Raw genomic sequence first — 12,848 nt, forward strand, 5'->3', positions numbered from 1 at the left:
AATCGTCCAGTAAAACAGGACGATTACCTTTTTTAAATTTCGGGCTGCTATCATCCGCCGCCCAGGCTCTTTACATAATCAGCGACTGCATCTATTTCTTTGGTCGTTAAGTTATCTTTAAATGGAGGCATTTGACCTTTACCATTTTGCACCTGTCTAATAATCGCAGCCTTATCCATTTTGGTCTGTTGTAAATTCGGACCATTGTGTCCGCCTGCGCCTGCATCGCCATGACAGGCCATGCAGTTGCTTTTATAGACTGCTTCACCAGAGGCAGTGCCGGAGGTTTCTTTTTTCGTTTTGTTAGCTTGCTGCTTTTCCTTCACGTTCTGCTTGACTGGAGAGGTATTGATTTTGTTTTTAGGGATATCTTTAACCGATCCGTATTTGCCCTCCAATGAGAAGGTATAAATCTTATCACCATGCTTTGTTCCAGCCAGAGTATTTCCGGCAGCATAGATGGAGATATATTGCTTTCCGTCGACTTCATAAGTAATCGGCGGGGCGTTTGCACCGGCATCCATTTTAAACTCCCATAATTGATCGCCTTTAGAAGCATCGTAGGCAATAATCCGTCCATCATTATGGCCGGTAAATAACAGGTTCCCTTTTGTTGTTAACAATCCGCTGTAGGCGATGGCATCCCATTTCTTTTGCCAAACAATTTTATTCGTCTTCACATCAAGAGCGGTCACTGTGCCGCGGCTAGGGGAGTTTTTCACCGGCTGCCAGACGCTGCCGATATATTCTTTCCCTTCGGTAAACCGGTCCTTTTCCTCTTCTGCATAATGGGCATAGGCAAAATAATTGTCATTAGCCATTACGTAAAAATACTCTGTGTTCGGGTTATACGCAGATGGCGGCCAGTTGGCTCCTCCCTGCGGCGTTGGTTTAAGTGTGACTGGCTTATCCCAGAATGGAGTAAAGATACCGCCAATGTCACCTTTAAAGTCCTTCGGCAAATCGCGCTTCACATCTTCCTCCGTCACTGCTTGCGGTACAAATGCATCACCAACCGGAAACGGCTGAGTTGGTGATGTTTTTTGATTGGCATTTTGCGGAACCGGTTTTTCCTCAATGCCGATCAGCGGCTTCCCGTTAGTCCTGTCCAAAATATAAAGCCAGCCTGTTTTACCAGCTTGGACAATTCCTTTACGCATTTGTCCATTCATGTTTACATCAAATAAAACGACCGGATTGGCCGGGTCCATGTCCCAAATGTCATGATGCACCTCTTGGAAGTGCCATTTATAATCGCCTGTTTTGGCATCTAGTGCAAGAACGGAGTTGGCAAATAAGTTGTCTCCTTCCCGATTGCTGCCGTTCAGGTCCGGAGAGGTATTCCCTGCTGCAAAATAAATCATCCCTAATTCAGGGTCAACAGCTGGAGTGTTCCACACCGGCGCTCCGCCCGTCAGCCAGTCCTTGCTGCCGTTTGGCCATGTTTCGCTTCCTTTTTCACCAGGGGCAGGAAGCGTATAACTCCGCCAAATTTGTCTGCCAATTTCCGAATCATAAGCGGCTACGTACCCTCTGATCCCATATTCACCGCCGGCAATCCCCGTATAGACCTTTCCATCATAATAGAGCGGGGCGCTTGTAATCGTATAGCCTTTTTCCCAATCATCGACCCTCGTTTCCCAAACCACCTTGCCCGTTTTTTGATCTAAAGCAACCAGTCTGGCATCTAGTAATCCGACAAAGACTTTTCCATCCCCTAAAGCGACACCGCGGCTTAACCACCCGCAGCAGACAGTATTCATGCCGCTTGGGATCTGCGGCCGATATTCCCAAATCATTTTTCCGGTTTTGGCATCAAGTGCCTGAACCTGATTTGTTCCTGTAGTGGTGAACATGACGCCATCATAAACAAGCGGGGTTCCTTCACCCGAATATTTGAACTCAGTTCCTGAACCTAAACTTGTGACCCATTCTACTTTTAAGTTTTTTACATTATCAGCAGTGATTTTTTCAAGGGGAGAGTATCTGCTATTACGAATATCTCCGCCGTTTGTGAGCCAATTCCCTGATGGAGGGGCGGATAGCTCATCTGCCCTAAACTTTGGAGCAACCTTTCCCTTGTAAGTCATATGCTGATAAGCATTATAATCGGTGCCGGCCAATTGATCCTTGGTCTGATTATCACTAGCCCCAGGCTTGCTGTCCTCACCCTTGTTTTCTTTCTTTGCTTCAGACTGCGTCTGATGCTGTTTCTCAGGCTTGTGTGCAGTCGTACACCCGGCAAAAATCAACATAAATAACGTAATAAAAATCCAGCCAATCTTCTTCACCTAAATATCACTCCTTTCAAACCTTTTACAGTAATTTTCCCGTAAATGAATAAAAGGATGCACGGGGACGGTTCTTTTGCTTCTGAAGCAAAAGAACCGTCCCCATGTTTCATGATATACTTATAATTAAATTGGTAAGAGGAGATCGGATGGTACATGCCTGCAACAAAAAATGTTTCTTTAGTTAAAAATCGAAATTTCTTGATCGTTGCAATCGCCTTAGGTGTCATATTAAACCCTTTAAATACAACGATGATTACCGTGGCATTGCCAGAGATAAAAAATGAGTTTTTGCTTACTTCAAAAGATATTACGTGGTTGATTGCTTCCTATTTTATTGTAAGTGCTATTTTCCTGCCCCTCATTGGTAAACTTAGTGACACTTATGGGAGGAAAAGAATCTTTTTATTTGGCCTATTGTTGGTAGGTATTTCTTCATTTACCGCTCCATTATCGCCGAATATGCCATTTCTCTTAGGCATGAGAACGATACAAGCTATCGGTACATCCGCTCTATACCCTGCTGGAATCGGTATTGTTCGCTCCTATATTCAAAAAAATCAAAACAGAGTAATCGGCACACTATCGGTATTTGCCACCACGTCAGCCGCATTTGGGCCGACGATCAGCGGGCTGTTAATTGAACTAGGCGGCTGGCATGTAATCTTTTATGTGAACTTTCCAATTATCATTGTTTCAGCTATTTTGGCTGTTCTTTTTATTCCGAATGATGTGAGGAGTACAAATAATACATTCAAGTGGGATGGAATTGGGATCATATTGTTCAGTTTATTCATTTCTTGCTGGATGTATTTTTTCCAAACTCTCGCAAATGGCCTAAATGTATGGGCATTAATCGGTTCCTTGGCGTTAACATTTTTATTTTACTTTTTCGAGAAAAAGAAAGCGGGACCCTTTATCGATGTTCTTTTCTTAAAAAACAACCCCAATATTTCATTAGTGTATGTTCAGTATATTTTGGCAACAGTGATCTTTTTTGCCCTGCTGCTGTCCATGCCGATTTATTTGCAATCTGTTTTAAAGCTTAGCTCTCAACTTACGGGTATCATCATGCTCTCTATATCCATATTTTCCATTGTTACCACACCGCTTGCGACACGTTGGATCGATAAGTCGGGATATAGAAAGCCTTTACTAACAGGAGGGATTATTGGAGTAGTGGGAGGTGTCCTATTGCTGACAATCAATCATAACTCGCCGCTGTACTGGATATTTATCGTGTTAGCCACTATTGGATTAAGTAACGGTATTCTAAATATAGGTTTACAAACACGGCTCTATTCATTTGTTTCTGTAGCGGAAACGGGGACGGCCTCAGGTCTGTTTATGACATCAAGATTCATAGGCAATATCCTTGCCTCCAGCGTATTCGGCGTCATCTTCGCAGCCGGAGTCAGCGACACCAGCCAAAATTGGCTGACCATCATTTTACTCATCGTATCCTTCATATTACTGCCAGGAATCCTGTTCATCACAAAAAAGATGCATGGGGACGGTTCTGGTGTTTCAGCCAGTCAGTAGTTTCTATAAATTTTATTTAATAGTAAAGGTGTTAGAAGCAAGTAATGGATAAATACTTGCTTCTAACACCTTATTTAGATATGCCTGAAGTTTTAAAGAAAAGGACATTAGTTTGCGAAATAATATTATCTATTTCACAAAGTTACAAAGCTTACCAATCTGCTCTACTTCAACAACTACAACATCTCCGGACTTCATTGGGCAGCTTCCTGAAGGTGAGCCGGTAGCAAGAACATCACCTGGCTCCAGTGTCATAACCTGTGAAATCCAACTGATAAGGAAAGGGATGGAAAGGGACATCTGATTCGTATTACCATCTTGTACCACTGTTCCATTTAATTTTGTTACGATTCGTAAATTAGTGGGATCTAAACCAGTCACAATACACGGACCCAACGGGCCGAATGTATCAAAACCTTTGCCTCTTGTGAATTGGGGATCGGTTTTTGTAAGGTCCCTTGCTGTTACATCATTAAATAAAGTGTAGCCAAAAACATAATCCATTGCCTCTTCTTCTTTTATATTTTTGGCCCGCTTCCCAATAACGATTGCCACTTCCCCCTCCAATTCTACCTGCTGCGTTAAATCAGGTGATGGAAGGATGATTTCACCTTGGTCTGGGATCAAGGAAGAGGTCGGTTTTAAAAACAAAAACGGTTCTTTGAGATTGGCCGTTCCGCCAGTTTCTTTTGCGTGTCCAGCATATGTCCAGCCAAAATTAACGATTTTAGAGGGGACTACCGGCTCTAAAATCTTTACATCACTATATTTAACCCGTACACCATCAAATTTCAGATCATTATTTACAATTTCAGTGAAATCACTGGACAATTGTAAAATCTCACCATCTTCGACAATTCCATAAGAAGCTTTACCGTTAGGTTTCTGATAGCGAACTATCGTTTGTGTTTTTTGAAGCACCTGCATTACCATATGAACTCCTTCGCTAACTTGATGAATCTTACCTGTTGCTGATTATATCATATTGTTCTTTCTTTTTCTTATTGAAAATTCCACCTTTTTTCCTTGTGTTTCTCCATAAAAATTCTTCTTGATATGAAATGCGTTTCATCATTTATGCTTATTTTGTAATCATCAAGTAGCTAAAGGGGTGTTTATAAATGTCCTTTATTATTGGGATTTTGTGCTTAATTTTCTTATGTGGTTCTGTTGTGATAACAGCTTCATTCCCAATTCGTGAGTATCAAAAAAATAATCGTCATAGAAATAGCGCTAATAAAAAGATAAACGACTATTACGGCTTTTTGTTTGATGTATATTGATGGAGAGGTGAACCGTCCCTGTGAACTCCCTGATAGAACTCAGTTTAGATTAAGTGCCTGTCAACTTCACTTTATTGTCGATTTCTTCGACATTATATGGGGTGCATGACAGGCACTTTTTGTGTTCACAATATTGACAGGTGTATTAAATCCTGCTAAGGTAATATAGTTACCTTTGATAACAGTTATCATTGGTAACTAATTTTTAGGCGGTGATTTACATTAATTATTCACGGAAATTTTTCCATAAACTATTAATGCTGTATCGGCCTTTTGAAAAAAGGCTCAATACTGAGCTCGGAAAGCATGAACTGCACCGGGCGCAATGGACAATCATTTATTATTTGGAAAATTTCAATCCTGCCACCCTTGTTGAACTTTCCAATTATCAGGGCGTCGAGAAACCGACGATTACCAGAACAGTCGGCCAATTAGAAGAATTGGGCTACGTCGAGCATGTTCGTGGAAAGGATAAGCGTGAAAAGCGGATGCAATTAACGGAGGCTGGCAAACAGTTATACCAAGATGTCCGCGAGACGGTTGATGCCTATGAAGTAGAAATTTTAAGGGGGATTTCAGAAGAGGATCTGAAAACGGCCATTCGTGTAATGGATGATATCCGAAAAAATATAACTCAATCGGGAGATGGAGAAGTTGGAACAAGCGAGACCTAAATTGTGGACGAAGGATTTTATCATTATTTCGGCTGCAAACTTTTTCTTATACTTAATCTTTTATTTATTATTGGTGACCATCGCGGTTTACGCCGTCAATCATTATCATGCCAGTGAAAGTCAGGCGGGACTGGTGACGGGAATTTTCATTATCGGAACCTTGATTGGCCGACTCGTGATCGGCCGTATCATCGAATCCGTTGGAAATAGGAAAACGATGCTTTTTGGTCTCATCTTTTTTATTTTGACATCTTTATTATATTACATTGATTCAGGAGTAACCTTTTTACTATTTACCCGCTTTGTACATGGTTTAGCTTTAGGGGTAGCCAGTACCGCAACAGGAACGATTGTTGCCCAGATTATCCCGAACGCACGTAAAGGCGAAGGGATTGGCTATTACAGCATGAGTACCACAATGGCCACCGCCATCGGCCCATTCATTGGATTATACATGAGTCAGCATACAAGCTATTCAGCTATTTTTAGTTTCTGTTTAGCTTTAGGTCTCATCAGCTTCATCATTGCTTTGTTTATGAAAGTGCCTGAAGTCAAAGCATCTGCCAAAAAAGCGGCGGTTAAAGGAGGATTCAAGCTTTCCAACTATATTGAGCCAAAAGCGCTGCCAATTGCCTTGGTCACACTGATTGCCGGCATTTGTTACGCAAGCGTTCTATCTTTTATTAATTTTTACGCCATTGAAATTAATTTAGTAAGTGTAGCAAGCTTCTTCTTTATCGTCTATGCTGTAGCAATCTTGGTATCACGCCCAATCACGGGACGATTAATGGATGTGAAAGGCGCCAACTATGTAATGTATCCTACTTTTATTCTTTTTGCAGCAGGATTATTATTATTAAGCTCAGCAAGCAGCGGCACAATCTTCTTGCTTTCCGGTGTCCTGATTGGATTCGGATTCGGAAATATCCAATCTTGTTCACAAGCGATAGCTGTGAAAGTAACGCCGCTTGAACGGATGGGATTGGCGACATCTACGTACTTTATCGCACTTGATGCCGGCTTGGGATTCGGTCCATACGTGATTGGCTTCATCATCCCGTTAACCGGCTACCGTAACCTATATCTCATCATGGCCATCGTCGCCCTAGCCTGCACGGTACTCTACTACATCATGCACGGAAAAAGAAAAGAAACCCTTGCAGAAGTCAGACTGTGAGGCATAAGTTGAGGCATGGGGACGGTTCTCATGCCTCAATTTGCTTGTTTTCTCTAGTTTTCGATAAAATAAAGAAGAGAAAATAAAATAGAAAAGGTGAGAACATGAGTCAATTATCCGATTTTTTATCCAGCCAGCATAATCAAAATGTCGAGGAATTAAAAGAATTGCTACGGATTCCCAGCATAAGCTCGTTATCTGAGCATAAAGAGGACATCCAAAAAGCAGCTACATGGATTGCCCATAAATTAGAAGGCATTGGCATGGAACATGTGCAAATCGTCCAGACAAAAGGGCATCCGATTGTTTATGCGGACTGGCTTCATCAGGAGAACGCCCCGACTGTGTTAGTATACGGGCATTATGACGTCCAGCCGGTAGACCCAGTTCATTTATGGGAAACCCCTCCGTTTGAACCAACGATCCGCGATGAAAAGATTTATGCCAGAGGGGCAACAGACGACAAAGGACAGACGTTCTTACATATCAAAGCAGTGGAAACCCTGCTAGCGTTAAATGAAAAATTGCCGGTGAACGTAAAATTCTGTATCGAAGGAGAAGAGGAAATTGGAAGTCCTCATCTTCCGGGGTTTTTAGCCGATAATAAAGAAAAACTGGCCTGTGATGTGGTTGTGATTTCCGATTCGGACATGTGGGACAGAGGTGTTCCGGCCATTACTTATTCATTAAGAGGTCTATGTGCACTCGAATTCACTCTAAAGACGGCTAATTCTGATTTGCATTCAGGCATGTTCGGCGGTGGCGTTCAGAACGCCAACCATTTATTGGTGCAGCTGCTTTCTACGCTTCACGATGCCAATGGTAAGGTGAATGTGGACCATTTTTATGATGACGTCCAGGAACTGACAGAGTTTGAAAAGGAACAAATTAAAGCACTGGGCTTTGATGAAGAAAAGTTGAAAAAATCATTAGGGTTAACCGAATTAACGGGAGGGGAAAACAATTATCCTTATCCTGAGAAAATCAGTTCCCGGCCAACTTTGGAAATAAACGGCTTATGGGGCGGATTCCAGGGCGAAGGGACAAAAACGGTCATCCCGAATGAGGCTCATGCCAAAATCACCTGCCGTCTCGTCCACAATCAAAACCCTGAAAAAATTCAGGGCTTAATCAAAAATCATTTGGAAGAGCACGCACCAAAAGGCTGCACATTACAAGTGACTCTACAGGATACGGGTAATCCATTCTTAACGCCAATCGACAGCCCAATGATTCAAAAAGCGGCTGAAGCGTATGAAAAAGTGTATGGAAAGGCGCCTGTTTACAAAAGAGAAGGCGGCTCGATTCCAATTGTATCTGACTTCAACCAAGCCTTAAATGCTCCTGTTGTCTTAATGGGCTTCGGGTTACCGGATGAAAATCTTCATGCGCCGAATGAGCATTTTAACCTGGAGAACTTTGATAAGGGCATTTTGACAATTTGTTCGTTTTTGGAATTGCTTTAAAAAAGTGGAAATACAATTTGGGTCTTACTAAAAACTTTAGAATAAGTGCCTGTCGCCTCCCACATATTGTCTATTTCTTTGACATTATTCGGGGTGTGACAGGCACTTTTTTTAGATATAAATTTGGTTCATCAGAACCGTCCCCATGAACCGCCCATGAACTAAACCCATAGTATATCTTTAAACACTATATGATAATAAAGTGCGTACTTACTTAGACAAATTATCCAATTTATAATAAGTATACTAGGTAACGGTGACTTGTATATTGAAAGGAAAAATACAAGGAGGCAATCTATGATACGTTTTGGAATTATCGGAACAAATCAGATTACCGAGAAGTTTATTAAAGCAGCAAGTTTGGTAGAGGATTTTTCCTTAACCGCTGTGTATTCTCGAACTGAAGAAACCGCTAGAAAGTTTGCAAAAAAGTATGGGGTTACAACAATCTTTACGGATGTCTTAGAGATGGCAAGAAGTAAGGAAATTGATGCTGTCTATATTGCAAGCCCTAATTCATTTCACTCAGAACAGGCCATCATTTGTATGAACTATGGTAAACATGTTCTTTGTGAAAAACCGATTGCATCGAATATAGCAGAATTACAAACTATGATTACCACAGCAACAAAAAATAAAGTATTGTTAATGGAAGCTTTAAAAACAACATGTCTCCCCAATTTTAAAAGTATCCAAAATAATCTGCATAAAATTGGGAAAGTCCGCCGGTATATTGCAAGCTTTTGTAAATACTCTTCCCGTTATGATGCATATAAAGAAGGAACCATTTTAAATGCATTTAATCCTATTTTCTCCAATGGTTCTCTAATGGATATTGGCGTTTATTGTATATATCCTATGGTCGCTTTATTCGGAAAACCTTTACAAATAAAAGCAAATGGTATATTGCTTGAATCTGGAGTAGATGGTGAAGGAAGTATCCTTTGTAAATATAAAGAAAGCGAAGCTGTTTTAGTACACTCAAAAATAGCCAACTCCTATATCCCATCAGAAATTCAGGGCGAACTAGGAAGCATGATAATCGATCAAATTGAAACTCCGACAAAAGTGCAAATTCGTTACAAGGATGGAAGGTTTGAAGATATTACTCAATTTCAAGAAGAAAATTCAATGTATTATGAGGTTAAAGAATTTATTGATTTAATAAATCGTAACCAATTCGAGTCTAACATCAATTCTTTTAAAAATTCGCTAATTACACTAGAAGTTATGGACGAGGCACGGAAACAAATTGGACTTGTCTATCCTGCCGATCTGGCGGTGTCAACCAACTCAATTTGAAGTCCAGGAAGAAAATTTATAATGCTGCTAATAAAGGAGTTGTAATTATGCAATTAATAATTGATTCAGCCAATCTAAATGATATTAGGGAACTTGTTGAATATTATCCAATTGATGGTGTTACAACAAACCCAAGCATTATTGTAAAAGAAAAAAAGAATTTTTTGCTGTTACTTGAGGAAATCAGAGAAGTAATAGGATGTAATCGAGAGTTATTTATTCAAACACTAGCTGTTAATGCAGAAGAAATAGTGAAAGAGGCTAACTATATCCGTGAGAATATACTAGATAAATTGGTAATTAAAGTACCTGCGACGAAAGAAGGAATCAAGGCAATAAAAGCATTAAGCGAATCCGGTGTAAGAACAATGGCTACCGCCATATATACACCATTACAAGGATATCTAGCAGCAAAAGCAGGTGCCACATATGTTACTCCTTATGTTAATCGAATAGAAAACCTTGATGGAAATGCTGTTAATGTGGTGAAGGAGATTGTAGAAATAATAGAAAAACATCACTTTAACAGTAAAGTGCTTGCTGCAAGTTTTAAAAGTGTCCAACAAGTGCATGATGTCTGTCTAATTGGAGCACACGGTGTTACAGTCCCACCGGATATTCTAAGATTATTTCTTTCACATCGTGCAACGGAAGCAAATGTGAAAGTATTTATTGAAGAATGGCAAACGGCATATGGAGAGAAGAGTATTATAGATGCGAATAAAATAAAAATTTAATAGAAAGCAGAGGTATTTTTTGGATGATCAAAATTGCACCCTCCATTCTTTCAGCCAACTTTGCAAGGCTTGAAGATGAAATAAAAGATGTTGAAAGGGGCGGAGCCGATTATATTCATGTTGATGTAATGGATGGTCATTTTGTTCCGAATATAACAATTGGTCCACTAATTGTAGAAGCAATTCGACCAGTCACAAATTTACCGCTAGATGTTCATTTAATGATAGAAAATCCAGAAAGATACATTGGGGCGTTTGCAAAAGCAGGTGCAGATATATTAACCATTCATGTGGAAGCATGCACACATTTGCATAGTGCCATTCACCAAATTAAATCAGCAGGGATCAAGGCGGGAGTAGTATTAAATCCACACACACCAGTCTCTTTCATTCAACATATTCTGGAAGATATCGACCTTGTATTGCTGATGACCGTTAATCCAGGTTTTGGCGGGCAATCATTCATACATTCTGTCCTGCCAAAAATTAGACAGGTTGCAAGAATGGTAGAAGAAAAAAATTTGGATGTTGAAATTGAAATAGATGGCGGAGTAAATTTGGAAACAGCCAAACTCTGCATTGAGGCAGGAGCTAATGTCCTTGTTGCTGGATCAGCAATATACAATCAATCTGATCGAGGTAAGGCAATTAGAGAAATTAGGAATGCAAAAGAAATAGTTTCATATTGAGTCAAGAAGTATAATGTTTAACAAGTTATTTAAATAATAACCAAATCCCCATCCTGAATTAGAGATGGGGATTATTTTTTCTAACTGATAAAGGGATTTTTCCACTCCATCAATGTTCCAAAATTGCACGACTCTTCATCTTCCAAATAGTTTGCGACAATTTGAACTGGGGTACGACCACAACGAAGCAAAAACGTGATAACAGGGTCTTTTAATTCCCCTTTTACAACAGCATCCAAGTATTGTTCAGGGGTCAGTTCTCTTGCTTTTTTATGATAGCCTGGCATCCTTCCTCCGCCAAGCAATCGTTCTAAACCTTTAAAAACAACTACATCATACATTGACATCATTAACCATTTACCTAATCCGAGAGTTCGATAGGAGGGACTCACGCTTATATCAACAACATAAAGAGTATTACCGTGGGGATTATGATTACGGATATAACCGTTATCTGTGATTTCCTCCCATGTATGTTCTGGATGTCTAGAATCAAAATCAACCAACAGACCAGTCATAGAACCTGCAATTTTTCCATCAACCTCAATGCAAAGGGCACCCTCGGGGAATAAAGTAATATGATTATTCAATTGTTCTCTATTCCACCATAATTCTGGAGGAAATGGAGGAGGAAAACTTTCCTGTTGAACACGGATTAAATCTGAAAAATCTTTTTCTGTATAATTTCGGATTATAGCTGGGACGGCACGATCTTGATTGAAGACAAAAAATTTTTTAAAATACACCGCTTCCTTACCCCCTAAATTATGTCGAATGAGTTTTTGCGGGCAGCCAATCTGGATATAAATCTATACGGCGATCACGCCAAGTTGTGACGGAACCACTTTCACGAACTTGATAAAGAAGGTTCAAATCTAAGTCGGCTGTTATGATCATATCTTGATTCATTTCACCCTCTGCTTGAATACCACGAGGAGGGAAGGGGATATCGTTAGGTGTAATTACTGCAGCTTGGCCAAAGTTCGCCCGCATAAAATCAATTGTTGGAAGGGAACCAACAGTTCCGGTGGTCACAACATAGATTTGATTTTCTATTGCCCTGGCATGGCTGGTGTATCGAACACGGTGGAATCCGTGCCGATCATCAGTACAAGATGGACTAAAAATGATGTCAGCTCCCTTTGCCTTTGCTATCCGAACTATTTCTGGGAATTCAATATCATAGCAAGTTAACATGGCAATTTTGCCTTTATCAGTTTCAAACACTTCCAGTTTTTCACCAGGTGTTATTTTCCACTCTTTAATTTCAGTTGGAGTAAGATGAAGTTTTGATTGTTCAGCAACTCTTCCATCAGGATAAAATAGGTGTGCAACGTTATATAATTGTCCACCCTTTCGGAGAATGTGGGTTCCTCCAATAATGTGCATCTTTGTTTGCATGGCCAAATTTTTAAATAAGCTTAGGTATTGTTCAGTGAAATTCGGAAGATCTTGAATGGTCAGGGGCTCTCCCTGATTATTACTAATAGACAGTAGCTGCGTGGTGAAAAATTCTGGGAATAAGATAAAGTTTGATTCAAATTCTGCAGCAGTTTTAATATAATGTTCTACCTGGTTAGAAAACTGTTCAAATGAACTTATTGTATGAAGATGATACTGTACCGCTGAAACTCTTAGCTTCATAGTCTCTCCTCCTTTTTTAAGCAAAATTCAATTTTGGTATATT

11 protein-coding genes are annotated in these 12,848 nt (G+C 40.1%); 7 read left to right on the top strand and 4 right to left on the bottom strand.

Annotated elements, in window-relative coordinates; all coding sequences use genetic code 11:
- Positions 1-50: 50 nt before the first annotated feature.
- A complete protein-coding gene (locus tag QNN06_RS02555) occupies positions 51-2,291 on the bottom strand; it encodes an outer membrane protein assembly factor BamB family protein (protein ID WP_284036907.1) in 2,241 nt (746 codons plus the stop codon).
- A 156-nt stretch (positions 2,292-2,447) separates the two neighbouring features.
- On the opposite strand from QNN06_RS02555, the gene QNN06_RS02560 reads away from it, so the two are divergent.
- Positions 2,448-3,833, top strand: coding sequence for an MFS transporter (locus tag QNN06_RS02560; RefSeq protein WP_213120731.1), 1,386 nt, complete (start codon positions 2,448-2,450; stop codon positions 3,831-3,833).
- Positions 3,834-3,962: 129 nt separating this feature from the next.
- Here QNN06_RS02560 and QNN06_RS02565 read toward each other — a convergent pair whose 3' ends face one another.
- Positions 3,963-4,760 carry a fumarylacetoacetate hydrolase family protein gene (locus tag QNN06_RS02565; protein WP_213120730.1) on the bottom strand — a complete coding sequence of 266 codons (798 nt, stop codon included), beginning with the start codon at positions 4,758-4,760 and terminating at the stop codon, positions 3,963-3,965.
- A gap of 568 nt (positions 4,761-5,328) precedes the next feature.
- Between QNN06_RS02565 and QNN06_RS02570 the strand changes: the two genes are divergently transcribed.
- The 6 genes from QNN06_RS02570 to rpe all read left to right on the top strand — a co-directional run bounded on the left by QNN06_RS02570 (position 5,329) and on the right by rpe (position 11,161).
- Entirely contained in the window at positions 5,329-5,790 is a 462-nt protein-coding gene (locus QNN06_RS02570) for a MarR family winged helix-turn-helix transcriptional regulator (protein WP_349654929.1), read from the top strand.
- The gene (locus QNN06_RS02575; RefSeq protein WP_213120729.1) at positions 5,771-6,967 is read left to right on the top strand and encodes an MFS transporter; all 1,197 of its coding nucleotides are present in this window, start codon (positions 5,771-5,773) and stop codon (positions 6,965-6,967) included. The genes QNN06_RS02570 and QNN06_RS02575 overlap by 20 nt, the downstream gene beginning before the upstream one ends.
- Before the next feature lie 104 nt (positions 6,968-7,071).
- Positions 7,072-8,433: a dipeptidase gene (locus QNN06_RS02580; RefSeq protein ID WP_284036908.1), complete on the top strand. Its 1,362-nt coding sequence runs from the start codon at positions 7,072-7,074 to the stop codon at positions 8,431-8,433.
- A 297-nt stretch (positions 8,434-8,730) separates the two neighbouring features.
- The gene (locus QNN06_RS02585; RefSeq protein ID WP_213120727.1) at positions 8,731-9,735 is read left to right on the top strand and encodes a Gfo/Idh/MocA family protein; all 1,005 of its coding nucleotides are present in this window, start codon (positions 8,731-8,733) and stop codon (positions 9,733-9,735) included.
- Between the two features lie 47 nt (positions 9,736-9,782).
- Positions 9,783-10,472 carry a transaldolase family protein gene (locus tag QNN06_RS02590; protein WP_213120726.1) on the top strand — a complete coding sequence of 230 codons (690 nt, stop codon included), beginning with the start codon at positions 9,783-9,785 and terminating at the stop codon, positions 10,470-10,472.
- Between the two features lie 23 nt (positions 10,473-10,495).
- On the top strand, positions 10,496-11,161 hold the full coding sequence (gene rpe / locus QNN06_RS02595; protein WP_213120725.1) for a ribulose-phosphate 3-epimerase: 666 nt from the start codon (positions 10,496-10,498) through the stop codon (positions 11,159-11,161).
- Positions 11,162-11,241: 80 nt separating this feature from the next.
- On the opposite strand, the gene QNN06_RS02600 is transcribed toward rpe, so the two are convergent.
- Together QNN06_RS02600 and QNN06_RS02605 are read right to left on the bottom strand one after the other, a co-directional pair.
- Positions 11,242-11,907, bottom strand: coding sequence for a GNAT family N-acetyltransferase (locus QNN06_RS02600; protein WP_213120724.1), 666 nt, complete (start codon positions 11,905-11,907; stop codon positions 11,242-11,244).
- 19 nt (positions 11,908-11,926) lie between these two features.
- Positions 11,927-12,805 carry a carbon-nitrogen hydrolase family protein gene (locus tag QNN06_RS02605; RefSeq protein WP_213120723.1) on the bottom strand — a complete coding sequence of 293 codons (879 nt, stop codon included), beginning with the start codon at positions 12,803-12,805 and terminating at the stop codon, positions 11,927-11,929.
- Positions 12,806-12,848 lie beyond the last annotated feature (43 nt).

The organism is Neobacillus sp. 114 (genome assembly GCF_030127045.1).
Lineage (GTDB): Bacteria > Bacillota > Bacilli > Bacillales > Cytobacillaceae > Neobacillus > Neobacillus rhizophilus.